The organism is Streptomyces sp. NPDC047002 (genome assembly GCF_040704505.1).
GTDB lineage: Bacteria > Actinomycetota > Actinomycetes > Streptomycetales > Streptomycetaceae > Streptomyces.
This window is the reverse complement of record NZ_JBEYWC010000003.1, coordinates 155,199-178,278: the sequence shown is the minus strand read 5'-3', so window position 1 is coordinate 178,278 and position 23,080 is coordinate 155,199. Positions and strand designations below refer to the sequence as shown.

Here is a 23,080-nt window from a genome sequence, read left to right as displayed (position 1 = left end):
ACCTGAGGGTTTCCCGAACCCCGTCCACCGGCTCCGGTGGGCGGGGTTCGGCCATGTCTGGTGAACTGGGTTCAGGGGTACTGACGTAGTTACGGGGATGTGGCTAACATCACGTCCACGGCGACGATGCCGAACCGTTATGGAGGTGCGCGACGTGCTGCGAGCTGAGGGAAACAGCGGCCGGAAACTGCGCATCTGCGGCACCCGCACGTCGTGGACGACCGTGGGGGACGGCGAGTTCTTCTGCCCCGACTGCGGCGGCGACCGCAACTACCGGCGCCGTACGGGCCGTTGCCGGTTCACGCTCCTCGGCGTGCCCCTGCTGGCGCGCGGCAGCGCCGGCCCCGTCGTCGAGTGCGGCGCCTGTCACGCGCACTTCGGTCTCGACGTCCTCGACCACCCCACCACCGCACGGTTCTCCGCGATGCTGCGGGACGCGGTCCACACCGTCACGCTGGCCGTGCTCGCCGCGGGCGGCACCGGCTCGCGCACGGTCAGGGAGGCCGCCGTCGTCACGGTCAGGGCGGCCGGGTTCGACGACTGCACGGAGGACCAGCTGACCGAGCTGGTGGAGGCGCTCGCCGCCGACACGGGCCGCTTCGTGGTCGACCCCGGCCCCTGCGGCGCCGCGCTCGCCATCGAGCTGCACGAGGCGCTCGAACCGCTCGCGCCGCACCTGGCGGCAGCGGGCCGCGAGTCGATCGTGCTGGACGCGGCGCGGGTGGCGCTCGCCGACGGCGCGTACAGCCCCGCCGAGCGCGAGGTGCTGACGACGGTCGGCGGCGCGCTCCAGCTGCCGCCCGACGCCACGGCGCGGCTGCTCGCCGCGGCCTCCCACACCCCGTACTGACCGCCGCGCGGCCCGGTGCCGCGTGCGGGGCGTGGCGTGGCGTGCGGGACAATGGGGCCCATGAGTCTGTTCCGGGACGACGGTGTCGTGCTGCGGACCCAGAAGCTCGGTGAGGCGGACCGCATCATCACGCTCCTGACCCGCGGCCACGGCCGCGTCCGCGCCGTCGCACGCGGAGTACGGCGTACGAAGTCGAAGTTCGGGGCGCGGCTCGAACCCTTCTCCCATGTCGACGTGCAGTTCTTCGCGCGGGGCAGCGAACTGGTGGGCCGGGGTCTTCCGCTGTGCACGCAGAGTGAGACCATCGCCCCGTACGGCAGCGGCATCGTCACCGACTACGCCCGCTACACGGCGGGCACCGCGATGCTGGAGACCGCCGAGCGGTTCACCGACCACGAGGGCGAACCCGCCACGCAGCAGTACCTGTTGCTCATCGGCGGGCTGCGGACCCTCGCGCGGGGCGAGCACGAGCCGCATCTGATCCTCGACGCGTTCCTGCTGCGCTCCCTCGCCGTCAACGGCTACGCGCCGAGCTTCGACAACTGCGCCAAGTGCGGCCTCGACGGCCCCAACCGCTTCTTCTCCGTCGCTGCGGGCGGCATCGTCTGCGGCGACTGCCGCGTCCCCGGCAGCGTCGTGCCCTCCACCGAGGCCGTCGCCCTGCTCGGCGCCCTGCTGACCGGCGACTGGGCCACCGCCGACGCCTGCGAGGCCCGGCACGCGCGGGAGGGCAGCGGCCTGGTCTCCGCGTACCTCCACTGGCACCTGGAGCGCGGCCTGCGCTCCCTGAAGTACGTCGACACCGGCCACGGCCGCACGGCCGGGCCCCGAGTGGCCCGGGGCGCGGGCGGCGACATACCCTGACGGCACCCCGGCGCGTGCGCGATGGAGAAAGCACAGGTCAGGCCGGTTTCCGGGGTTGCATCCCTTTCGCGAAGTCAGGAGATCACGGGGCATGGCACGACTCATGGGGCGCTCCCGCCGCGAGTACAGCACGCCGGAACCGCACCCGTCGGGTGCCGTACCGCCGAAGATCCCCGGTGAGCTGGTGCCCCGGCACGTGGCGATCGTGATGGACGGCAACGGCCGGTGGGCCAAGGAGCGCGGGCTGCCGCGCACCGAGGGCCACCGGGTGGGCGAGGGTGTCGTGATGGACGTCCTCAAGGGGTGCATCGAGATGGGCGTGAAGAACCTGTCGCTGTACGCCTTTTCCACGGAGAACTGGAAGCGCACCCCCGACGAGGTGCGGTTCCTGATGAACTTCAACCGCGACGTGATCCGCCGCCGCCGCGACGAGATGGACGAGCTCGGCATCCGCATCCGCTGGGTCGGCCGCATGCCGAAGCTGTGGAAGTCCGTGGTGCAGGAGCTCCAGGTCGCCCAGGAGCAGACCGTCGACAACGACGCGATGACCCTGTACTTCTGCGTCAACTACGGCGGCAGGGCCGAGATCGCGGACGCGGCGCGCGCCATCGCGGAGGAGGTCGCGGCCGGGCGGCTCGACCCGTCGAAGGTCAACGAGAAGACCTTCGCCAAGTACATGTACTACCCGGACATGCCGGACGTGGACGTGTTCCTGCGCCCGAGCGGTGAGCAGCGCACGTCCAACTACCTCATCTGGCAGAGCAGTTACGCCGAGATGGTGTTCCAGGACGTGCTGTGGCCCGACTTCGACAGGCGCGATCTGTGGAACGCCTGCCTGGAGTTCGCCCAGCGCGACCGCCGCTTCGGCGGCGCCCTCCCGAACGAGCCGAAGCCCGCCCGCGAGCGCACCGCCGAGGAGCCGCGGGGCTGAGGACCGCGGGCCCGGGCCCGCGGTCCTCAGGGCGTCCGCCCCTTGCTCAAGCGGGCAGTTCGGTGATGCCCAGGGCGAAGTCCGCGTCCCCCACCCCGTGGCCGGCGAGGCCCACGGTGAGGACGCCCGCCCCTTCGAGCCAGTGCGCCATGGCCAGGCCGCCGACGTCCAGCGGGCGCATCCCGAGGGTCTTGACGAACGCCTCCACGCGCGCCTTGGCCTGCGCGCTGTCGCCGGCGATGAAGACGTCGGGCCTGCCCTTCTCCAGGACATGGCGGAAGACGGTGTTGAACGCCTTCACCACGTCGGCGCCGGCCGGGGCCGCCTTGGCGGCCTCCTGCGCGATCGAGGTCTCCTCGCCGCGGTGGGCCAGCCCGTCGAGCGTGGAGTTGAAGGGGTTGCTGATGTCGACGACGACCTTGCCGGCGAGCGCGTCCCCGTAGTGGGCGACGACCGGCACGACGCCGTCGTGCAGCAGGGCCACGACGACGATGTCCCCGGCAGGGGCGGCGCCCCATGCTCCCGTCGTGGCGCCACCGCCGAGGGCCTCGGCCAGGTCGGCGGCCCTTGACCGGTCGCGGCCCATGATCTCGACGGTGTTGCCGCCCGCCAGGGCCCGTGCGCCGATGGTGCGGGCCATGTTCCCGGTGCCGATGATGCTGATGCTGCTCATGAGGTGTTCCGCTCTGGTGGTGTGCCGGCCGGTTCAGAGGGCGGTGGTGCCGCCGTCGGCGACGAGTTCCATGCCGTTGACGTAGCTGGAGTCGTCGGAGGCGAGGAAGAGGGCGGCGGTGGCGATTTCGTCGGGGCCGCCCATCCGGCCGCGGGGGATGAGGGACTCGAAGTGGCGCTTGGTGGCCTCGTCGAAGAGTTCTTCCTGCTTGGCGGTGGCGACCTGGCCGGGGGTCAGGACGTTGACGCGGATGCGGCGGTCCTTGAGCTCGTTGAGCCAGACGCGGGCCCATGCCTGCTGGACGGCCTTGCTGCCGGCGTAGACGCTCCAGCCGGGGAAGGCACCGAGGGAGGCGTTGGAGCCGGTCATGAGGACGGAGCCGCCGTCGTTGAGCAGCGGGAGGGCCTTCTGGACGGTGAAGAGGGTGCCGCGGGCGTTGAGCCCGAACCAGGTGTCGAACTGGGCCTCGGTGATCTCGCCGAGCGGGGCGGGCTCGCCCCCTCCCGCGCTGGCCCACACCACGTCGATGCTGCCCTTCTCCCGCTTGACGGTGTCGTACAGGCGGTCCAGGTCGTCCAGGTCGGCGGCGTCGCCCTGGACTCCGGTGACGTTGCGGCCGATGTGCTTCACGGCCTCGTCCAGGGCGTCCCTGCGGCGGCCGGTGATGAAGACGTGCGCCCCTTCGTCGACGAACAGCTTCGCGCCTGCCAGTGCCATGCCGCTGGTGCCGCCGGTGATGACCGCGACCTTGCCGTCGAGCTTTCCCATGGTCGTTTCCTCGGGTCGGTGGTGCCGTGTGGGTCGGTGGAGAACGGGGAGGAGGCGACAGTGTTATGTACACCGCTCCGTTTCCTCACGGTACTGAGCGGGTGGGCGGGGCGCAAGCTATGTACACCGGCCGTTACCTCGCCGGGGTACGATGAACCCCATGACGGAGTTGGAGAAGGGCCCCACGGGCCGCCGCCGCGGCCGGGGCGCACGTGAGCGCATCCTCGGCGCGTCCCAGCAGCTGTTCCGCGAGCAGGGCATCAACCGCACCGGCATGGACCAGCTCTGCGCCGCGGCCCAGGTGTCCAAGCGCACGGCCTACCAGCACTTCGCGGGCAAGGACGAACTCGTCGCCGAGTACCTGCGCAGGTTCGACCCCGCTGTGCTGTCCGGCGTGTTCGACCGCACCGACCTCACGCCCAGGGAACGGCTCCTCGCCGTCTTCGACGTCTCGCCGGACACCCCCCTGTGCCCGTACATCGCTGCCGCCGTGGAGCTGCACGACCCCCGGCACCCCGCGTCCCGGTACGCGCGCGACTACAAGAAGGCCGTCGCCGCGCGGCTCGCCGACGCCGCCCGCGAGGCCGGCGCGGCCGACCCGGAACAGCTCGGCGAGCAGCTCGCGTTGCTCATCGACGGCGCCGCGGCCCGCACCCGGGTCCTCGACGCGGACGCCTTCCCCACGGCCGCCGCCGTCGCCGCAGTCCTCGTCGACAACGCCCTCCCCGCCCCGGCGGGCGACGACCGCCGACGGGAGGAGACGCCGGGCTGACGACGTGAGAAGACGCCGGGCCGACGACGGGAGGAGACGCCGGGCCGGCGTGGGACTCCGCACCCGGCCGGTCCTTCACCGTGCGTGTCCGGCGGGCCGACGGGCCGGGGAGGGGGCTACTTGCCGCGGGCCGCGCAGTCCGCGCAGGTGCCGAAGATCTCCAGGGTGTGGGCCACGCCCACATAGCCGTGCTGGGCGGCGACGGTCTCGGCCCACTGCTCGACCGCGGGGCCCTCGACCTCCACGGCGGCGCCGCAGCTGCGGCACACCAGGTGGTGGTGGTGCGACTCGCTCGCGCACCGCCGGTACACGGACTCGCCGTCCGTCGTGCGCAGCACGTCGACCTCGCCCGCGTCCGCGAGGGACTGCAGCGTGCGGTAGACGGTGGTCAGGCCGACGGAGTCGCCCCGGTGCTTGAGCATGTCGTGCAGCTCCTGCGCGCTGCGGAACTCCTCGACCTCGTCCAGCGCGGACGCGACCGCCGCACGCTGGCGGGTGGACCTGCCGCGTACGGCGGGTCCGTCACTGTGCGCGGTCGTCACAGATGCCTCCTCGGCGTCATCGGTACCTGGCTCACGGCTCCCTCCATTCTGCCAGCCGCCGCCGATTTGATCCGGGGGGTGCGGCCGCCGCTAATCTGAGGTATTCGCCGTTCGCCGTCATCGTAATGAAGAGAGCACCGTGGCCGCCGACAAGATCGACAGCATCGTCAACCTGAGCAAGCGCCGTGGCTTCGTCTACCCGTCCAGCGAGATCTACGGGGGCCAGCGCGCCGCCTGGGACTACGGGCCGCTCGGGGTCGAGCTGAAGGAGAACATCAAGCGCCAGTGGTGGCGCGCCATGGTCACCTCGCGCGAGGACGTCGTCGGCCTTGACTCCTCGGTGATCCTGGCGACCGAGGTGTGGCAGGCGTCGGGGCACGTCGAGACCTTCACGGACCCGCTCACCGAGTGCACGTACTGCCACAAGCGCTTCCGCGCCGACCACCTCGAAGAGGCGTACGAGGAGAAGCACGGCAAGGCTCCGGCGAACGGCCTCGCCGACATCAACTGCCCCAACTGCGGCAACAAGGGCACCTTCACCGAGCCCAAGCAGTTCTCCGGCCTGCTGACCACGCACCTCGGCCCGACGCAGGACTCGGGCTCCGTCGCCTACCTGCGCCCCGAGACCGCGCAGGGCATCTTCACCAACTTCGCCCAGGTCCAGCAGACCTCGCGGAAGAAGCCGCCGTTCGGCATCGCGCAGATCGGCAAGTCCTTCCGCAACGAGATCACGCCGGGCAACTTCATCTTCCGCACCCGCGAGTTCGAGCAGATGGAGATGGAGTTCTTCGTCAAGCCCGGCGAGGACGAGAAGTGGCACGAGTACTGGCTCGAACAGCGCTGGAGCTGGTACACGGGGCTCGGCATGCGCGAGGAGAACATGCGCTGGTTCGAGCACCCGAAGGAGAAGCTCTCCCACTACTCGAAGCGCACGGCGGACATCGAGTACCGCTTCCGGTTCGGCGGCAGCGAGTGGGGCGAGCTCGAAGGCGTCGCCAACCGCACGGACTACGACCTGTCCTCGCACGCCAAGGCGTCGGGCCACGACCTGTCGTACTTCGACCAGGAGGCCGGCGAGCGCTGGACGCCGTACGTGATCGAGCCCGCGGCGGGCGTCGGCCGCGGCATGCTCGCCTTCATGCTCGACGCGTTCAACGAGGACGAGGCGCCCAACGCGAAGGGCGTCATGGAGAAGCGCACGGTGATGCGCCTCGACCCGCGGCTCGCGCCGGTCAAGGTCGCGGTGCTCCCGCTCTCCCGCAACCCGCAGCTCTCGCCCAAGGCCAAGGGCCTCGCCGAGGACCTGCGGCGCAACTGGAACATCGAGTTCGACGACGCGGGCGCCATCGGCCGCCGCTACCGCCGCCAGGACGAGATCGGCACGCCGTTCTGCGTGACCGTCGACTTCGACACCCTGGACGACAACGCGGTCACCGTGCGCGAGCGCGACACGATGGCGCAGGAGCGCGTCTCCCTCGACCAGATCCAGGCGTACCTGGGCGGACGCCTGCTCGGCTGCTGAGGCCGGCGGCCGAGGGCGCCGCGCGCGGCACGGCACGGTGAAGGGCCCGCCCCCGACCGGGGGCGGGCCCTTCACCGTGTGCGCCTCGTCCGGCTCCGTACGGGCGCGGGGCCGCGTCAGGAGATCGCGCGGGGCAGCCGCAGCGCCAGCAGGCCGGTGAGCACCACGAGCCCCAGCTGCGTCAGCAGCGTCACGACCAGCGCGTGGCCCATGTGCGCCGTGCCCGCGCCGGCCAGCGTCAGGAACAGCGAGCCCAGCGTGGCCACCCCGAGCGCCAGCGTCGACTGCTGGGTGGTGACCATCACGCCGCTGCCCACGCCGGCGCGCTCCTGCGGCACGTCCGAGAGCACGATCCGGAACAGCACCGGCAGCTGGAGTCCCTGGCCCGCGCCCGCGAGCGCCGTGCCCGGCAGCAGCGCGAGCGTGCCGACCGAGGGCCAGTCGCGCCACACCGCGTACGCCATGAGCGCGAGGCCGAGGCCCTGGACCACCGCGCCCGCAGGCACGATGCGGCTGCCGTACCCGCGCACCAGCCGGGGACCGGCGAGCGACGCGGCGAAGAACGTTACGGCGAGCGGCACGAGCGCCACGCCCGCGGCGACGGCGCCCATCCCGAGGCCCTGCTGGAGGGCGACGGCGAAGACGAACATGAAGCCGCCGAAGCCGATGGAGAACGGCACCACGAGGACCAGCCCGCGCCGCAGCGACACCTGCGCGAACAGGCTCGGCGGCACCAGCGGCGTACGGCCCGCGCGGTCGGCGCGCCGCTCCACCGCGTACAGCGCGTACGCGAGGAGCGGGAACGCGGCGAGCGACACCCACGTCCACAGCGGCCAGCCCGCCGCGCGGCCCTCGGTGAGCGGCGCGAGCAGCGAGGTGAGCGCCGCGGCGAGGAGCACCGTGCCCGGCACGTCGACCGGGGCGGGCGCCTGCGAGCGGGTCTCGGGCACCGAGCGCACGGCGAGGAACAGGCCGACGACCGCGACCGGCACGTTCACCAGGAAGATCGCCCGCCAGCCGGAGCCCGCGATGTCGGCGGCGACCAGCACGCCGCCGAGTATCTGGCCCGCGACCATGGCGAGGCCCGCCGTCGCGCCGTACATCGACAGGGCGCGGGCCCTGCGGTGGCCCGTCGTGGAGGCGTGGATGGTGGCGAGCACCTGCGGCAGCATCAGCGCGGACGCCGCGCCCTGCGCGACCCTTGCGGCCACCAGGGACCAGGCGTCGGGCGCGAGGCCGCAGGCGAGCGAGGTGGCGCCGAAGGCGGCCATGCCCGCGATGAACAGCCTGCGGCGGCCGAACATGTCGCCGAGCCTGCCGCCGAGCACCAGCAGCACCGCGTAGCTCAGGCCGTACCCGGCGACGACCAGTTCGAGCAGTGCCGCGCCCGCGTCGAGGTCGCGCTCGATGGTGGGCAGGGCGACGTTGACGATGAAGAAGTCGATCAGGGGGAGCGCCGCGCCGAGCAGCACCGTGAACAGGCCGAGCGTGCCGAGCGCCGCGCCGTGGCGGTGGACGGCCGCCCCCTGGTCGCCGGGGCGCGGCGGCGCCGGCTGAGGCGCCGCGGACTGCGCCGTCGCGGTCCCTGCCGCCCCCGTGGCGGCGGATGTGGATGCCTTGGTCATGCCACCGACGATCGCGCGCCCCGCAGCCAGGTACCAGAGTGTCTTTATCCTGGTAGAAGAAGTACCTGGTAACAGGGTGAGCGCTGCGGGAGACTGAAGCACATGACCACGACCACCGTCCAGGGCGGCTCCGGGCAGCCGCACCGGGCCCAGAGCCCGGACGTGCGCCGCCGCGAGCTGGCGGAGTTCCTGCGCAGCCGCCGCGAGCGCATCAGCCCCGAGCAGGTGGGCCTGGCGCGCGGCAGCCGCCGCCGCACCCCGGGGCTGCGCCGCGAGGAGGTCGCGCACCTCTCGTCGGTCGGCGTCACCTGGTACACGTGGCTCGAACAGGCCAGGGACATCAAGGTCTCGGCGCAGGTCCTCGACGCGCTGGCCCGCGCCCTGCTGCTCGACCCGGTCGAGCGCGCCCACCTGTTCTCGCTGGCAGGCGGCGTCGACCCGGACCCGACGACCCCCTGCCCCCAGGTCACCCCCGCGCTGCGGAGCATGCTGGAACAGCTCGAACCCTTCCCGGCCGCCGTGCAGAACAGCAGGTACGACCTGCTCGCCTACAACAGCACGTACGGCGTGCTGATGCGCGACCTCGACGCGCTGCCGCCCGAGGACCGCAACTGCCTCTGGCTCGCCTTCACCGACGACGCGTGGCGCGCCGCGCTCGTCGACCGGGCGAACGCGCAGCGCGCGATGGCCGCGCGCTTCCGCGCCTCGATGGCCGAGCACCTCGGCGACCCGGCGTGGAAGGCGCTGCTCGCCCGGCTGCGGTGCGCTTCGGAGGAGTTCCGCGCGGCCTGGGACCGGCACGAGGTCGACACCAACACCGGCTACCGCAAGAGCTTCGACAACGCCGTCGTCGGGCGGCTCGAACTGGAGCAGACGCCGCTGTGGCTCGGCCCCAAGGCGGGCCCCGTGCTGCTCGGTTACATGCCCGTGGACGAGGAGACCAGGGAGCGGCTCGGCCGGCTCCAGGCGTACGCGCGCGACCTGCGCGCCCGGCGCCCCGGCCCGCACGGGGTGCGCGCGTACGCCGAGGTCTGAGGCCGGGCCCGCGGGTCAGACGCGGTGGGAAGGGCCGGTGCGGGCCGGGGCCGCGGTGGCCCCTGCCACCTGCGGCGGCGCGTCCTGCGGCTGCTCGAAGAGGGCGGCGGCGCGCTGCGCGCTGCGGCGCGCCCAGTCCCCGCTGGTGGCGATGCCGAGGACGAGGACCGCCAAGCCGCACGCCGTCAGGATCCACCAGGCGGGCCGCGCCGCCTCGGAGAACGAGGCGAGGTAAGCGGCCGACGGGTGGCTCGCGCCGGCGGGGGAGGCGGCCGATGCCACACCGCCCGCGAGCACCGCGCCGAGCACGGCCACGCCGAGCGTCGAGCCGATCTGGCGGCTGGTGGAGGCGACCGCCGCGGCCACGCCCGCCTGCGAGCGCGGCATGCCGGAGACCGCGGTGTTGGTGATCGGCGCGTTGACCCAGCCGAACCCGAAGCCGAACAGCACGTAGCCGAGGAACAGCAGCGGCGTGTGCGCGTCGGCCTGGAAGACGGCGAACAGCAGCCCACTCACCGTCATCCCCACGCCCGCGACGACCAGCGAGGGCCGCGGCCCCCTGCTGCCGACGAGGCGCCCGGACAGCGGCGCGCAGACGCCGGTGACCGCGGCCATCGGCAGCAGGTAGAGGCCCGCGTGCAGCGCGGTCAGGCCGCGCGCCTCCTGGAGGTAGAGCGTGTTGACGAAGAGGAAGCCACCGAGCCCGGCGAACGCGCAGACCGCGATCACGGTGGCGCCGCTGAACGGCGCGCTGCGGAAGAACCGCAGGTCGATCAGGGGCTCGGCGCGCCGCGGCTCGTACACGAGGAGCGCGGCGGTGCAGGCCACGGCCAGGCAGATCAGCGCCAGGATCCGCGGCGACGTCCAGCCCGCCGAGGGGACCTCGATGATGGTGTACGTGACCGCGCCCAGCACGCCGATCACCAGCGCCTGCCCGACCGGGTCGGGCCTGCGCGCCTTCGCCGCACGCGACTCCGGCACGAACTTCCAGGTCAGGATGAGCGCGGCCAGGCCGATCGGCAGGTTGATCCAGAAGATCGAGCGCCAGCCGACGGAGTCCACGAGCAGCCCGCCGACCAGCGGTCCCGCCGCCATGGACAGACCGACCACGCCGCCCCACACACCGATGGCACGGGCGCGCTCCCGCGGGTCCGTGAAGGTGTTGGTGATGATCGACATGGCGACCGGGTTGAGCATCGAGCCGCCGATGGCCTGGAGCATCCGGAAGACGACGAGCGTCTCCAGGTTGGGCGCGACCGAGCAGAGCACCGAGCCGATGGTGAAGATCACCAGGCCGGTCGTGAAGACGCGGCGGCGGCCGATCCGGTCGGCCGTCGAGCCCGAGAGCATCAGCAGCGAGGCGAGGACCAGCGTGTACGCGTCGATCGTCCACTGGAGTCCTGAGACGCTCGCGTGCAGTTCCTTCTGCATGGCGGGCAGGGCGACGTTGAGGACGGTGTTGTCGAGGCTGACGATCAGCAGGCTCATGCAGCAGATCGCAAGCACCAGCATCCGCCGTCGGGGGCTGAGCTCGGGCATACATCGATAGTACGCAAAACTAATGACCTGGGTGTAACGCACACCCGGTTCCCCGCAGGGGCCCCGCGCGGGATACGTGACAATGGGTCCATGACCACCGAGACCCCCGCCCCTCCGGCCGCCGCGGCCCCCGCAGCGCGGGCGGCCGCCGCGCTCCAGGTCGGGCCGTACGCCGTCCGGCCGCCCGTGGTGCTCGCGCCGATGGCGGGCATCACCAACGCGCCGTTCCGGACGCTGTGCCGGGAGTTCGCCGGCGGCAAGGGACTCTTCGTCAGTGAGATGATCACCACACGCGCCCTGGTCGAGCGCAACGAGAAGACCATGCAGCTGATCCGGTTCGACCCGGGCGAGACGCCCCGCTCGATCCAGCTGTACGGCGTCGACCCGGAGACCGTGGGCCGGGCCGTCCGCATGATCGTGGACGAGGACCTCGCCGACCACATCGACCTCAACTTCGGCTGCCCCGTGCCGAAGGTCACCCGCAAGGGCGGCGGCTCGGCCCTCCCGTACAGGCGGCCCCTGCTCCGCGCCATCCTGCACCAGGCCGTCTCCCACGCCGGCGCCCTGCCGGTCACCATGAAGATGCGCAAGGGCATCGACGACGACCACCTCACCAGCCTCGACGCCGGGCGGATCGCCGTGGACGAGGGCGTGACCGCGATCGCCCTGCACGGCAGGACCGCGGCCCAGCACTACGGCGGCACCGCCGACTGGGAGTCCATCGCCCGCCTCAAGGAGCACGTCCCGGAGATCCCCGTCCTCGGCAACGGCGACATCTGGTCGGCCGGCGACGCGCTGCGCATGGTGCGCGAAACGGGGTGCGACGGCGTCGTGGTGGGCCGCGGCTGCCTCGGGCGGCCCTGGCTCTTCGCCGACCTCGTCGCCGCCTTCGAGGGCACGGGCGAGGCGCTGCGGCCCACACTGCGGCAGGTCGCCGCCGTGATGCACCGGCACGCGCAGCTGCTGGGGGAGTGGCTCGGCGACGAGGCGCGCGGCGTGGTCGACTTCCGCAAGCACGTCGCCTGGTACCTCAAGGGCTTCGCGGTCGGCTCCGAGCTGCGCAGGAAGCTCGCGGTCACCTCCTCGCTCGACCAGCTCGACGAGCTGCTCGCCGGGCTCGACCTGGACCAGCCCTGGCCCCAGGGCGCCGACGGCCCGCGCGGCCGCTCCTCGGGCAACAACCGCGTGGTCCTGCCGGACGGCTGGCTGCGCGACCCCTACGACTGCGCGGGCATCGACGCCTCCGCCGAACTCGCCACCTCGGGCGGCTGACCCCGCCGCCGTGCCCTGCGGGCGGCCGCAGCGCGCGACCCCGATTCAGCTCCCTCTCGTGTGGTAGTCGTCACCTGCGCCGGTTTCCCCGGCGCTCCGTACGACCGAGAGGGAACCACGATGGAGTACAGGCAGCTCGGACGCTCGGGGCTGCGCGTCTCCGTGCTCTCCATGGGCACGATGACGTTCGGCGGCAAGGACCAGTTCGGCTCGCTCGGCAACACGGACGTGGCGGGCGCCAAGCGGCAGATCGACATGTGCCTGGATGCGGGCGTCAATCTGATCGACACGGCCAACATGTACTCGGGGGGCCTGTCCGAGGAGATCGTCGGCAAGGCGCTCGCGGGACGGCGCGACAAGGTGCTGATCTCCGACAAGGTCCGCATGAAGATGGGCGAGGGCCCCAACGAGCAGGGCCTGTCCCGCCAGCACATCCTGGAGCAGGTGGAGGCGAGTCTGCGCCGCCTCGGCACCGACCACCTGGACATCTACCACGTGCACGAGTGGGACGGGCAGACCCCGCTCGACGAGACGCTCCAGACCCTGGACTCCCTCGTGCGCTCCGGCAAGGTCCGCTACCTCGGCGTCTCCAACTACACCGGCTGGCAGCTGATGAAGGCGCTCGCCGTCTCCGAGGCGCACGGCTGGGAGCGCTTCGTCAGCAACCAGGTCTACTACTCGCTCGAATCCCGCGACGCCGAGTACGAGCTGGTCCCGCTCTCCCTCGACCAGGGCCTCGGCGTGATGGTGTGGAGCCCGCTCGCCGGCGGGCTGCTCTCCGGCAAGTACCGGCGCGGGCAGCAGGCGAGCGAGGGCCGCCACCTCACCGAGTGGAGCGAACCGCCCGTGCGCGACGAGGAGAAGCTGTACGACACGATCGAGACGGTCGTCGACATCGCCTCGGCCCACGGCGCCTCGCCCGCGCAGATCTCGCTCGCCTACCTCCTCGCGAAGCCCGCAGTCACCACGCTCGTCGTCGGGGCCCGCAAGGACGAGCAGCTCGCCGACAACCTCGGCGCCGCCGAGGTCGCGCTGTCGGCCGAGGACGTCGACCGGCTCGACAGGGTGAGCGCGCCGTACCTGATCTACCCGCACTGGCACCAGGCGGCCGCGGCCTCCGACCGCTTCGGCGCCCCCGACCTGGCGCTGCACGGCCGGGCCCGCTGAGCGCGGCCGCACGCGGCGGGCCCCGGTGCGCGCGCCCTCTCAGGACGCGCGCACCGGGTGCGGCGTGACCGAGGGGCCCGCGTGGCGCTCCAGGGGCGCGGCCGCCGCCGAGTTGCTCACCGCGAACGCCACGCTGCCCGGCAGATAGCGGTCGTCGGTCCACTCGATGGGCCGGCCGGCCGCCGTGTACGTCAGATAGCGCTGCCGCAGCAGCGGGCTGCCGCGGCGCACCCCCAGCAGTCGCGCGTCCTCGCTGCCCGCCGCCACCGCGTCGATCAGGTGCTCCCCGTAGTGCGCGACGATGCCCGCGCTCCCGGCGATGCTGTTCATGATCGACACGCAGTCGTCCGGCAGGTCGCGCACCGCGGGCGCCACCCAGTCCGTGTATGCGGTCCGCTCCACGAGCACCGGCTCGCCGTCGAGCCTGCGCAGCCGCAGCACGTACAGCACCTCGCTGTCCCGCGCGACGCCGAGCCGTGACGCCTCCTCGGCCCCCACGCGCCGCGTCGTACGGGTGAGGATGCGGCTCGACACCTCGCAGCCCATCGCCTGGGCCCACTGCGCGAAACTTGTCAACTGGGCGAAACTGTGCCGCCGTTCCTGCCGCAGCACCACCCGGCGCGCCCCCTGCCTCGAACCGACGAGCCCCTCGGACGCCAGCAGTCCCACCGCCTGGCGCACCGTGCCGCGCGAGGCGCCCCAGCGGGCCGCGAGATCGCTCTCCGAGGGCAGCAACGCCCCCACCGGATACTCCCCTTCGAGGATCGAGCGGCGCAGTGCCTCAGCGATCTCCCCGTAGCGCGAACCGCTCACGCATCCCCCTCAGCCCGGCCGTCGGTCACTGCTTTGCCTGTGCACAGATACGAGTATGTGCCACGCACCGCGATGCCACTCGGGCGGCGCCCGTACGCACCGCGGGCGACATCGCCCCGACACCGGGCCCCAGGGTGTCAGCCGTGTCGAACACGGGTAGATCGGTGGTCGAACAGCCCGCCCCGTCTTCTCCTCACCGACCGCGGGCGGCCGCCGCCCGTTCATCCACCGGTCACGGCGACCGGGCGAACTGATGCCGGCTTGTCTGAACAAGTGCGCTTCGCGCCGGGCAGGCCACGCCATCCCCCATGCCCTCGTATCCCCCTGCCATCCGGGAGACCAGCGTGACCAGAACCCGTACGCGCGACCACCGCAGGCTCGCCGCCGCCGTGGCCCTGACCACCGCGGCACTCACCGCGCTCACCGCCTGCGGCGCCAAGCAGGACGGCGCGGGCAGCGCCGCGTCGGCGGGCGGCGTCAAGGCCGCGTCCGCCACCTCGGCCGCCGACTTCGGCGGCATGGACGCCCTCGTCGCCGCGGCACAGAAGGAGGGCACGCTCAACGCGATAGCCCTGCCACCGGACTGGGCCAACTACGGCGAGATCATCAAGGAGTTCGAGGCCAAGTACAAGATCAAGGTCAAGGACGAGACGCCCGACGCCGCCAGCGCGGACGAGATCAACGCGGTCACCTCGCGCAAGGGCCAGGGCCGCGCCCCCGACGTGGTCGACCTCGGCATCCCCTTCGACCGCAGCGGCGCCTCCCAGGGCCTGTTCGCCCCCTACAAGGTCGCGGACTTCGACAAGATCCCCGCGTCCCAGAAGGACCCGCAGGGCCGCTGGTACAACGACTACGGCGGCTACATCTCCATCGGCTGCGACGCCAAGCGCGTCACGGTCTGCCCCACCACCTTCGCCGACCTCCTCAAGCCCGAGTACAAGGGCAAGGTCGCGCTCAACGGCAACCCCAACAAGTCGGGTTCGGCCTTCGGCGGCGTCTACGCGGCGGCCCTCGCCGACAAGGGCGGCTTCGCCGACATCCAGCCCGGCATCGACTACTTCGGCAAGCTGAAGAAGAGCGGCAACTTCATCCCCGTCGAGTCCACCCCGGCCACCGTGGAGAAGGGCGAGACACCCATCTCCATCGACTGGGACTACCTGAACGCCTCCTACGCGGACGAGTTCAAGTCCAAGGGCGTCGACTGGAAGGTCTCCGTGCCCTCCGACGGCCGGTACGCGCAGTACTACTCGCAGGCCGTCAACAAGGACGCGCCGCACCCCGCGGCCGCCCGCCTGTGGATGGAATTCCTCTACAGCACCACCGGGCAGAACCTCTTCCTCAAGGGGTACGCGCGGCCCGTGCTGCTGCCCTCGATGACCGCGGACGGCACCGCCGACAAGGCGTTCGTCGCCAAGCTGCCGAAGGTGTCCGGCACGCCGTCCTTCCCGTCGTCCGCCGACCTCGACAAGGTCAAGGGCGTCCTCGCCCAGAACTGGGACAAGGCCGTCTCCTGATGCCGTCCGACACCCTGCCCGCACCGGGCACGCCCGCACCGTCCGCCGCCGGCGGCAGCAGCCGCCGGCGGCGGCGGGCGTCGCGCTCCTGGCTCGGCACACTGCCGCTGCTCGTCTTCGCCGCGGCCTGCTTCGGCCTGCCCGTCGGCTTCGTCGTGTACGGGGCCCTCACCACCGACCAGGGCGGCGCGACGCACGCGACCGGCGCCAACCTCGCCACCTCGCTCGGCGGCGCCTACCTCGCCTCGCTCACCGGCAGCGTCGAACTCTCCGCGCTGACCGCCCTGATCGGCTGCGTGCTCGGCATGCTGATCGCCCAGGCCGTGGTCACCTCCCGGCGCGGCGCGCTGCGCGAGTCGGTGCTCACGGCCTCCGGCGTCCTCGCCAACTTCGGCGGCGTGCCCCTCGCGTTCGCGTTCGTCGCCACGCTCGGCATCTCCGGCGTCGTCACCCAGGTCGCGCACCTGGGCGCGGCCGGCTGGAACCTCTACTCGTTCCCCGGCCTCGTCGTCATCTACCTCTACTTCCTGGTGCCGCTGATGGTCCTCGTGTCCGTCCCCGCACTCGAAGGACTGCGCCCGCAGTGGCGCGAGGCCGCACTCAACTCGGGCGCCACCACAGGGCAGTTCTGGCGCCATGTCGGTGTACCCGTGCTCGCGCCCACCCTGCTCGGCGGCTTCGTCCTGCTGTTCGGCTCGGCCTTCGCCGCCTACGCCACCGCGGCCGCGCTGGTCGGCGGCTCCGTGCCGCTCGTGACCTTGAAGATCGCGGACGCGCTCTCCGGCAACGTCCAGGTCGGCCAGGAGAACGTGGCCCTCGCGCTCAGCCTCGACATGATCGTGATCGCCGGACTCGTGATGGCGGTCTACCTGCCCCTCCAGCGACGGAGCACCCGATGGCTGCACTGATCCCCACGGCGGACGGCGCGGGCGCCGCGTCCGGCACCTCCCCGCAGGGCGGCGCACCGGCCGCGGGGCGGCGCGCGGGGACCCGGCGCGGGCGGCCCCGCGTCTGGCGGGGCGCCCTCCTCGGCCTCGCCGGCGTGTACTTCGTGGTGCCGCTCGTCGCCTCGTTCGTCTTCACCGTCCATGTCCCGGGCCAGGGCGTCGACTTCAGCGCCTACACCGGCATACTCTCCGCCGACGGCTTCGGCCGGAGCCTGCTGCTCTCGCTCGGCCTCGCCGCCGCCACCATCGCGCTGTCGCTGCTGCTCGTCGTGCCCGCCATGGTCGCGGTGCGCCTCGGCGCGCCCCGGCTGCGGCCCGTGGTCGAGATCGTCTGCATGCTGCCCCTGGTCGTCCCGCCGATCGCGCTCGTCAGCGGGGTGCAGAGCGTGCTGAAGTGGGGCCCCGACCACCTGGCCACGACCCCGCTCTACCAGACGTTCATCGCCGTGCAGGACCCGTCGTTCCCGCTGGTGCTCGTCTTCGCCTACGTGGTGCTCGCGCTGCCCTTCGTCTACCGCTCGCTCGACGCGGGCCTGCGCGCCGTCGACCTCACCACGCTGGTGGAGGCGGCCCGCAACTGCGGGGCCTCGATGGCCGCGACCGTCTGGCGCGTCGTGCTGCCCAATCTGCGCTCCTCGCTGGCCGGTGCCGCGTTCCTGACGCTCGCGCTGGTCCTCGGCGAGTACACGATCGCCGCGCTTCTCGGCTACGAGCCGTTCGCGGTGTGGATCGTCACCATCTCGGGCGACCAGGCGCAGATGTCGGTCGCGGTGTCGCTGCTGAGCCTGCTGATCGCCTGGGCGCTGCTGCTCGTGCTGTCGCGCGCGGGCGCCCGCGCCGACACCGGCGCCGGGGCGCCCGGCGCCGCGGCGAAGTCCCCCGCACACCGGGCACCCACGGCACCGGCGTCCGGCGCCGCCCCCCTGCCCGCCACCTCAGCCAAGGAGTAGACCTCCCATGGTCACACCCACCACATCCCCCGCGCCCGCGGCGGGCGGCCGCGCGCCAGGAGCCGGTGCGCTCGTCGAATTCCGCGGCCTGCGCCGGGCGTTCGGCCCCACCGTCGCGCTCGACGGCCTCGACCTGACCGCACGCCCCGGCGAACTCCTCGCCCTGCTCGGCCCGTCGGGCTGCGGCAAGACCACCGCGCTGCGCGTGCTCGCCGGGTTCGAGCACCCCGACGCGGGCGAGGTGCTGGTGGACGGCGAGGACATCACCCGCGTCCCCGCCAACCGGCGCGACGCGGGCATGGTCTTCCAGTCGTACAGCCTCTTCCCGCACCTCAGCGCCCGCGACAACGTCGCCTTCGGGCTGCGGGTGCGCAAGGCGGCGGCGGCCGAGCGGCGCCTGCGTGCGGCCGAACTCCTCGACCTCGTGGGGCTGCCCGACCACGGCGACCGCTTCCCGCACCAGATGTCGGGCGGCCAGCAGCAGCGGGTCGCGCTGGCCCGCGCGCTGGCGCTGCGGCCGCGCGTGCTGCTGCTCGACGAGCCGCTCTCCGCGCTCGACGCGAAGGTCAGGCTGTCCCTGCGCGAGGAGATCAGGCGGCTCCAGCTCTCGCTCGGCATCACCACCATCTTCGTCACCCACGACCAGGAGGAGGCCCTCTCGATGGCGGACCGGGTCGCCGTCCTGAGCGCGGGCCGCCTCGAACAGTGCGCGAGCCCCGCCGAGTTGTACGAGCGGCCCGCGACGGCGTTCGTCGCCGAGTTCGTCGGCACGATGAACCGCCTGCCCGGCACCCTGGCGGACCCCGGCCTCGTCCGGGTCGCGGGCGCGCTGCTCCCGGTGGACGGCGAGGCACCCGCGGCGGGCGGCGGGGGCGCGGTCGACGTGCTGATCAGGCCGGAGAACATCACGGCCGTGCCCGACCCCGAGGGCCCCGCGACCGTGGTGTCCGCGGCCTTCCTGGGCTCGGTCACCCGCGTCCTGCTCGACCTGCCGGACGGTACGGCTGTGAAGGCGGACGTCCCCTCGCGCGACGCGGGCGGGCTCGGTCCCGGTGTGCGCGCCGCGGTCGCCCCCGCGGACCGGCCGGTGCTCGTGGTCCCCGCGTCCGGCGCGTCCGGCGCGGGGCAGGCATGAGCGCGGGGCAGGCGGCATGAGCGCGGAGAGCGGCGTGGGCGCGGAGGCCGGCGTGGGCGCGGACGGTGGCGTCGGCCGCCCGCCCGCTCCGGACGGCGGCGCGCTGCCTGCGGCCGTGCTGTTCGACATGGACGGGACCCTGGTCGACACCGAGTGCCTCTGGTGGGATGCGGCGGCCGAGGTGGCGGCCGGTCTCGGCCACCGGCTCGGCGACACCGACGCGCCCGAGGTGGTGGGTCGGGCCGTCCTGGACACCGCGGCGCACCTGGTGCGGGTCACGGCCGGGGACGGCGCCGCGGCGGACCCGCCTGCCGCGGCGTCCGGCACCGCACGTCCTGCGGCCGGGCGCGCCGCGGGCCCGCCCCGCGCGTCTGCCGACGCCGTGGACACGGTCGCCCGGCAGCTGACCCGCGCGTTCCTTCTGCGGGTCGAGGCCGGGGCGCCGCTGCGCCCAGGAGTCCGCTCGCTGTTGGCCGCACTGCGGGCGGCGGATGTGCCGTTCGCGCTGGTCAGCGCCTCGCCGAGAAGCGTGGTCGACTCGGTGGTCGCGGGGGCGCTCGACGGCGCGGGCTTCGCGTTCACGCTCTCCGCCGACGACACGGCGCGGACCAAGCCGCACCCCGCGCCGTACCTCGCGGCCGCCGGGCGCCTCGGGGTGGCGCCCGGCGCGTGCGTGGTCGTGGAGGACTCGCCCGACGGGACCGCGTCGGCGCGCGCGGCCGGCTGCCCGGTGCTGGTGGTGCCGTCGTTGCTGCCGGTGGCCGAGGGGGAAGGACGGTACTTCGCCGCGAGCCTCGACGGCGTCGGCCCGGCCGATCTCGCGGCGTGCGTGAGCGTCGAATTCCGGCCACGGACAGCGTGACATTCGCCACGTTTGATCTCGGGTTTGCTCATATGAGCGGATCATGCTCGCCTGTGACTCCGGAAGGGGTGGCACCCAGTGCCACCCCTTCCGTGTTCGGGAACTGAACTCAGACGTCGTTGTCACCGCTCATGTGAGCGGTTGGAGGCCATGTCCCGGTCATCGACCCTTCGCTTCCTGAAAGATCCGGAGTGATCGGCTCCATTCCGGAGCGCTTTAGATCCAGTGGCGGACGGGTGGTTATGGCCGTATGACAGTCAGGTGGACATCCCCAGACGCCTTCGATCTGGGTATGTTCCTCGCCGTCAGGGCAGCTACCGCGTCCCGAGGAGTCGAGACCGTGTCGGAGAACCCGGAGAACCCGGAGAGCCCGCAGAACCTGGAGAACAAGGTTCGGCCGGCCAAGCAGTCGGAGAAGGCCAGGAAGGCCGCCAGGGCTCAGCGGGCCGAGCGCACCGGGCAGGCCCGCCAGGACCACCAGGCCGGGCAGGCCGAGAAGTACGTCTTCGACTTCACCGAGGGCAACAAGGGCATGAAGGGGCTGCTCGGCGGCAAGGGCGCCAACCTCGCCGAGATGACCAACCTCGGCCTGCCCGTACCGCCCGGCTTCACCATCACCACCGAGGCGTGCAAGGTCTACCTCGCCTCCGGGTCCGAGCCTGCCACGCTGCGCCGCGAGGTCAGCGCGCACCTGGCCACGCTGGAAGAGACGATGGGCAAGAAGCTCGGGCAGAGCGACGACCCCCTCCTCGTCTCGGTGCGCAGCGGTGCCAAGTTCTCCATGCCCGGCATGATGGACACGGTCCTCAACGTCGGCCTCTCCGACGACTCCGTCGCGGGCCTCGCCCACCAGGCGGGCGACGAGCGCTTCGCGTGGGACTCGTACCGCCGCCTCATCCAGATGTTCGGCACCACCGTCCTCGGCGTCGAGGGCGAGCTCTTCGAGGACGCGCTCGACGAGGCCAAGCGGGGGCGCGGCGCCACCACCGACGTCGAGCTGGAGACCGCCGACCTCAAGAAGCTCGTCAAGGCGTTCAAGAAGATCGTCTCGCGGGAGGCGGGCCGCGACTTCCCGCAGGACCCGCGCGAGCAGATGGACCTCGCGATCCGCTCGGTCTTCGAGTCCTGGAACACCGACAGGGCCAGGCTCTACCGCCGCCAGGAGCGCATCCCCGGCGACCTCGGCACGGCCGTCAACATCGTCGCGATGGTCTTCGGCAACCTCGGCCCCGACTCCGGCACGGGCGTCGCCTTCACCCGCGACCCGGCCAGCGGCCACCAGGGCGTCTACGGCGACTACCTCCAGAACGCGCAGGGCGAGGACGTGGTCGCCGGCATCCGCAACACGGTGCCGCTCGCCGATCTGGAGACCATCGACAAGGCGTCGTACGACCGGCTCCTCGAGATCATGGAGATCCTGGAGAACCACTACCTCGACCTGTGCGACATCGAGTTCACGATCGAGCGCGGCACGCTGTGGATGCTCCAGACCCGGGTCGGCAAGCGCACCGCGGGGGCCGCCTTCCGCATCGCGACCCAGCTCGTCGACCAGGGTTTGATCGACGAGGCCGAGGCGCTGCGCAGGGTCAGCGGCGCGCAGCTCGCGCAGCTGATGTTCCCGCGCTTCGACGACGGCGCCAAGCGCGACCTGCTCGGCCGCGGCATCGCGGCCTCGCCCGGCGCGGCCGTGGGCAAGGCCGTCTTCGACTCGTACACCGCGATCAAGTGGTCGCGCTCGGGGGAGAAGGTCATCCTCGTGCGGCGCGAGACCAACCCCGACGACCTGGAGGGCATGATCGCCGCCGAGGGCATCCTCACCTCGCGCGGCGGCAAGACCTCGCACGCCGCCGTGGTCGCGCGCGGCATGGGCAAGACCTGCGTGTGCGGCGCGGAGGAGCTGGAGGTCGACACCAAGAAGCGGCGCATGACGGCCGGTTCGCGGGTGGTCGAGGAGGGCGACGTCATCTCCATCGACGGCTCGACCGGCAAGGTCTACCTCGACGAGGTGCCGGTCGTGCCCTCCCCGGTGGTCGAGTACTTCGAGGGCCGGATGCACGCGGGGGCCGAGGAGGCGGGCGAACTCGTCGAGTCCGTGCACCGGATGATGGCGTACGCGGACCGCAAGCGCAGGCTGCGGGTGCGCGCCAACGCGGACAACACCGAGGACGCGCTGCGCGCCCGCAGGTTCGGCGCCCAGGGCATCGGCCTCTGCCGCACCGAGCACATGTTCCTCGGCGAGCGCCGCGAGCTGGTGGAGCGGCTGATCCTCGCCGACACCGACGAGGAGCGCGACACCGCGCTCGGCCAGCTGCTGCCGCTCCAGAAGGCGGACTTCATCGAGCTGTTCGAGGCGATGGACGGGCTGCCCGTCACCGTACGGCTGCTCGACCCGCCCCTGCACGAGTTCCTGCCCGACATCACCGAGCTGTCGGTGCGCGTCGCGCTCGCCGAGTCCCGCAAGGACGCCAACGAGAACGACCTGCGGCTGCTCCAGGCCGTGCACAAGCTGCACGAGCAGAACCCGATGCTCGGCCTGCGCGGCGTGCGCCTCGGGCTGGTGATCCCCGGCCTGTTCGCCATGCAGGTGCGGGCCATCGCCGAGGCGGCGGCCGCGCGCCGCGAGGCCAAGGGCGACCCGCGCGCGGAGGTCATGATCCCGCTCGTCGGCACCGTGCAGGAGCTGGAGATCGTACGGGACGAGGCCGAGCGGGTCATCGCCGACGTCGAACGCGCCACGGGCACCGAGCTGAAGCTCTCGCTGGGCACGATGATCGAGCTGCCGCGCGCCGCGCTGACGGCGGGCCAGATCGCGGAGGCCGCCGAGTTCTTCTCGTTCGGCACCAACGACCTGACGCAGACGGTGTGGGGCTTCAGCCGCGACGACGTCGAGGCCAGCTTCTTCACCGCCTACCTGGAGAAGGGCATCTTCGGCGTCTCGCCCTTCGAGACGATCGACCGCGACGGCGTGGGCGCGCTGGTGCGCAGCGCCGCGGAGGCGGGCCGCGCCACCCGGCCCGATCTGAAGCTCGGCATCTGCGGCGAGCACGGCGGCGACCCCGAGTCCGTCCACTTCTTCCACGAGGCGGGCCTCGACTACGTGTCCTGCTCGCCGTTCCGCATCCCGGTCGCGCGCCTGGAGGCGGGCCGCGCCGCGGTGCTCGGGGGATAGCCCCTCCCCGCTCCGCCCCCGCCGTGCGGGCGGGTCGTACGGGCACCCCGACCCCGGGCCCGTACGGCCGGCCGCGCGGCGGGCGGCGGCCGTACGCCCGGCAGCGCGCCGGGCGGAAGCCGCCGGAGCC

General features: G+C 72.6%; 20 protein-coding genes. 14 read left to right on the top strand and 6 right to left on the bottom strand.

The window, feature by feature from the left end; genetic code table 11:
* Window positions 1–157 precede the first annotated feature (157 nt).
* The 3 genes from AB0910_RS05305 to AB0910_RS05295 all read left to right on the top strand — a co-directional run bounded on the left by AB0910_RS05305 (window position 158) and on the right by AB0910_RS05295 (window position 2,645).
* Window positions 158–850: a TerB family tellurite resistance protein gene (locus AB0910_RS05305; protein WP_366743267.1), complete on the top strand. Its 693-nt coding sequence runs from the start codon at window positions 158–160 to the stop codon at window positions 848–850.
* Window positions 851–910: 60 nt separating this feature from the next.
* Window positions 911–1,714 carry a DNA repair protein RecO gene (recO, locus tag AB0910_RS05300; RefSeq protein WP_366743171.1) on the top strand — a complete coding sequence of 268 codons (804 nt, stop codon included), beginning with the start codon at window positions 911–913 and terminating at the stop codon, window positions 1,712–1,714.
* A gap of 91 nt (window positions 1,715–1,805) precedes the next feature.
* Window positions 1,806–2,645, top strand: coding sequence for an isoprenyl transferase (locus tag AB0910_RS05295; RefSeq protein ID WP_366743170.1), 840 nt, complete (start codon window positions 1,806–1,808; stop codon window positions 2,643–2,645).
* Between the two features lie 46 nt (window positions 2,646–2,691).
* Here AB0910_RS05295 and AB0910_RS05290 read toward each other — a convergent pair whose 3' ends face one another.
* Both AB0910_RS05290 and AB0910_RS05285 read right to left on the bottom strand, forming a co-directional pair.
* On the bottom strand, window positions 2,692–3,318 hold the full coding sequence (locus AB0910_RS05290; RefSeq protein ID WP_366743169.1) for an NAD(P)-binding domain-containing protein: 627 nt from the start codon (window positions 3,316–3,318) through the stop codon (window positions 2,692–2,694).
* Between the two features lie 33 nt (window positions 3,319–3,351).
* Window positions 3,352–4,086 carry an SDR family oxidoreductase gene (locus AB0910_RS05285; protein WP_366743168.1) on the bottom strand — a complete coding sequence of 245 codons (735 nt, stop codon included), beginning with the start codon at window positions 4,084–4,086 and terminating at the stop codon, window positions 3,352–3,354.
* Between the two features lie 160 nt (window positions 4,087–4,246).
* Here AB0910_RS05285 and AB0910_RS05280 point away from each other — a divergent pair, with 160 nt between their 5' ends.
* Window positions 4,247–4,858, top strand: a complete 612-nt coding sequence (locus AB0910_RS05280; protein ID WP_366743167.1) for a helix-turn-helix domain-containing protein — start codon at window positions 4,247–4,249, stop codon at window positions 4,856–4,858.
* 116 nt (window positions 4,859–4,974) lie between these two features.
* Here AB0910_RS05280 and AB0910_RS05275 read toward each other — a convergent pair whose 3' ends face one another.
* Window positions 4,975–5,400, bottom strand: coding sequence for a Fur family transcriptional regulator (locus tag AB0910_RS05275; RefSeq protein ID WP_366743166.1), 426 nt, complete (start codon window positions 5,398–5,400; stop codon window positions 4,975–4,977).
* Window positions 5,401–5,539: 139 nt separating this feature from the next.
* On the opposite strand from AB0910_RS05275, the gene AB0910_RS05270 reads away from it, so the two are divergent.
* A complete protein-coding gene (locus AB0910_RS05270; protein ID WP_366743165.1) occupies window positions 5,540–6,922 on the top strand; it encodes a glycine--tRNA ligase in 1,383 nt (460 codons plus the stop codon).
* A gap of 116 nt (window positions 6,923–7,038) precedes the next feature.
* On the opposite strand, the gene AB0910_RS05265 is transcribed toward AB0910_RS05270, so the two are convergent.
* On the bottom strand, window positions 7,039–8,547 hold the full coding sequence (locus AB0910_RS05265) for an MFS transporter (RefSeq protein WP_366743164.1): 1,509 nt from the start codon (window positions 8,545–8,547) through the stop codon (window positions 7,039–7,041).
* Between the two features lie 102 nt (window positions 8,548–8,649).
* Here AB0910_RS05265 and AB0910_RS05260 point away from each other — a divergent pair, with 102 nt between their 5' ends.
* On the top strand, window positions 8,650–9,582 hold the full coding sequence (locus tag AB0910_RS05260; protein ID WP_366743163.1) for a helix-turn-helix transcriptional regulator: 933 nt from the start codon (window positions 8,650–8,652) through the stop codon (window positions 9,580–9,582).
* 15 nt (window positions 9,583–9,597) lie between these two features.
* Here AB0910_RS05260 and AB0910_RS05255 read toward each other — a convergent pair whose 3' ends face one another.
* Window positions 9,598–11,121, bottom strand: coding sequence for an MFS transporter (locus tag AB0910_RS05255; protein ID WP_366743162.1), 1,524 nt, complete (start codon window positions 11,119–11,121; stop codon window positions 9,598–9,600).
* A gap of 90 nt (window positions 11,122–11,211) precedes the next feature.
* Here AB0910_RS05255 and dusB point away from each other — a divergent pair, with 90 nt between their 5' ends.
* The gene (gene dusB / locus AB0910_RS05250) at window positions 11,212–12,393 is read left to right on the top strand and encodes a tRNA dihydrouridine synthase DusB (RefSeq protein WP_366743161.1); all 1,182 of its coding nucleotides are present in this window, start codon (window positions 11,212–11,214) and stop codon (window positions 12,391–12,393) included.
* Window positions 12,394–12,513: 120 nt separating this feature from the next.
* Window positions 12,514–13,560 (top strand): aldo/keto reductase, encoded by a 1,047-nt coding sequence (locus AB0910_RS05245; protein WP_366743160.1) that lies wholly within the window; start codon window positions 12,514–12,516, stop codon window positions 13,558–13,560.
* A gap of 39 nt (window positions 13,561–13,599) precedes the next feature.
* On the opposite strand, the gene AB0910_RS05240 is transcribed toward AB0910_RS05245, so the two are convergent.
* On the bottom strand, window positions 13,600–14,373 hold the full coding sequence (locus tag AB0910_RS05240; RefSeq protein ID WP_366743159.1) for a GntR family transcriptional regulator: 774 nt from the start codon (window positions 14,371–14,373) through the stop codon (window positions 13,600–13,602).
* 389 nt (window positions 14,374–14,762) lie between these two features.
* On the opposite strand from AB0910_RS05240, the gene AB0910_RS05235 reads away from it, so the two are divergent.
* From AB0910_RS05235 to ppdK, 6 genes are all read left to right on the top strand, one after another.
* Window positions 14,763–15,887: an extracellular solute-binding protein gene (locus AB0910_RS05235; protein WP_366743266.1), complete on the top strand. Its 1,125-nt coding sequence runs from the start codon at window positions 14,763–14,765 to the stop codon at window positions 15,885–15,887.
* Complete coding sequence (locus AB0910_RS05230; RefSeq protein WP_366743158.1) at window positions 15,887–16,795, top strand: ABC transporter permease subunit; 909 nt, start codon at window positions 15,887–15,889, stop codon at window positions 16,793–16,795. The genes AB0910_RS05235 and AB0910_RS05230 overlap by 1 nt, the downstream gene beginning before the upstream one ends.
* Window positions 16,783–17,784, top strand: coding sequence for an ABC transporter permease subunit (locus AB0910_RS05225; protein ID WP_366743157.1), 1,002 nt, complete (start codon window positions 16,783–16,785; stop codon window positions 17,782–17,784). The genes AB0910_RS05230 and AB0910_RS05225 overlap by 13 nt, the downstream gene beginning before the upstream one ends.
* A gap of 7 nt (window positions 17,785–17,791) precedes the next feature.
* Window positions 17,792–18,919 carry an ABC transporter ATP-binding protein gene (locus tag AB0910_RS05220; RefSeq protein ID WP_366743156.1) on the top strand — a complete coding sequence of 376 codons (1,128 nt, stop codon included), beginning with the start codon at window positions 17,792–17,794 and terminating at the stop codon, window positions 18,917–18,919.
* Between the two features lie 16 nt (window positions 18,920–18,935).
* Window positions 18,936–19,781 carry an HAD family phosphatase gene (locus AB0910_RS05215; protein ID WP_366743155.1) on the top strand — a complete coding sequence of 282 codons (846 nt, stop codon included), beginning with the start codon at window positions 18,936–18,938 and terminating at the stop codon, window positions 19,779–19,781.
* 532 nt (window positions 19,782–20,313) lie between these two features.
* Window positions 20,314–22,950, top strand: a complete 2,637-nt coding sequence (gene ppdK, locus AB0910_RS05210) for a pyruvate, phosphate dikinase (protein ID WP_366743265.1) — start codon at window positions 20,314–20,316, stop codon at window positions 22,948–22,950.
* The last annotated feature ends 130 nt before the right edge of the window (window positions 22,951–23,080 follow it).

Excerpts from the sequence above, each read along its gene's own strand:
- AB0910_RS05290 (WP_366743169.1), bottom strand. The coding sequence starts at position 3,318 with ATGAGCAGCATCAGCATCATCGGCACCGGGAACATGGCCCGCACCATC.
- AB0910_RS05260 (WP_366743163.1), top strand. The coding sequence starts at position 8,650 with ATGACCACGACCACCGTCCAGGGCGGCTCCGGGCAGCCGCACCGGGCC.
- AB0910_RS05265 (WP_366743164.1), bottom strand. The coding sequence starts at position 8,547 with ATGACCAAGGCATCCACATCCGCCGCCACGGGGGCGGCAGGGACCGCG.
- AB0910_RS05220 (WP_366743156.1), top strand. The coding sequence starts at position 17,792 with ATGGTCACACCCACCACATCCCCCGCGCCCGCGGCGGGCGGCCGCGCG.
- AB0910_RS05285 (WP_366743168.1), bottom strand. The coding sequence starts at position 4,086 with ATGGGAAAGCTCGACGGCAAGGTCGCGGTCATCACCGGCGGCACCAGC.
- ppdK (WP_366743265.1), top strand. The coding sequence starts at position 20,314 with ATGAAGGGGCTGCTCGGCGGCAAGGGCGCCAACCTCGCCGAGATGACC.
- AB0910_RS05295 (WP_366743170.1), top strand. The coding sequence starts at position 1,806 with ATGGCACGACTCATGGGGCGCTCCCGCCGCGAGTACAGCACGCCGGAA.
- AB0910_RS05255 (WP_366743162.1), bottom strand. The coding sequence starts at position 11,121 with ATGCCCGAGCTCAGCCCCCGACGGCGGATGCTGGTGCTTGCGATCTGC.
- AB0910_RS05280 (WP_366743167.1), top strand. The coding sequence starts at position 4,247 with ATGACGGAGTTGGAGAAGGGCCCCACGGGCCGCCGCCGCGGCCGGGGC.
- AB0910_RS05215 (WP_366743155.1), top strand. The coding sequence starts at position 18,936 with ATGAGCGCGGAGAGCGGCGTGGGCGCGGAGGCCGGCGTGGGCGCGGAC.
- recO (WP_366743171.1), top strand. The coding sequence starts at position 911 with ATGAGTCTGTTCCGGGACGACGGTGTCGTGCTGCGGACCCAGAAGCTC.
- AB0910_RS05245 (WP_366743160.1), top strand. The coding sequence starts at position 12,514 with ATGGAGTACAGGCAGCTCGGACGCTCGGGGCTGCGCGTCTCCGTGCTC.
- AB0910_RS05230 (WP_366743158.1), top strand. The coding sequence starts at position 15,887 with ATGCCGTCCGACACCCTGCCCGCACCGGGCACGCCCGCACCGTCCGCC.
- AB0910_RS05225 (WP_366743157.1), top strand. The coding sequence starts at position 16,783 with ATGGCTGCACTGATCCCCACGGCGGACGGCGCGGGCGCCGCGTCCGGC.
- dusB (WP_366743161.1), top strand. The coding sequence starts at position 11,212 with ATGACCACCGAGACCCCCGCCCCTCCGGCCGCCGCGGCCCCCGCAGCG.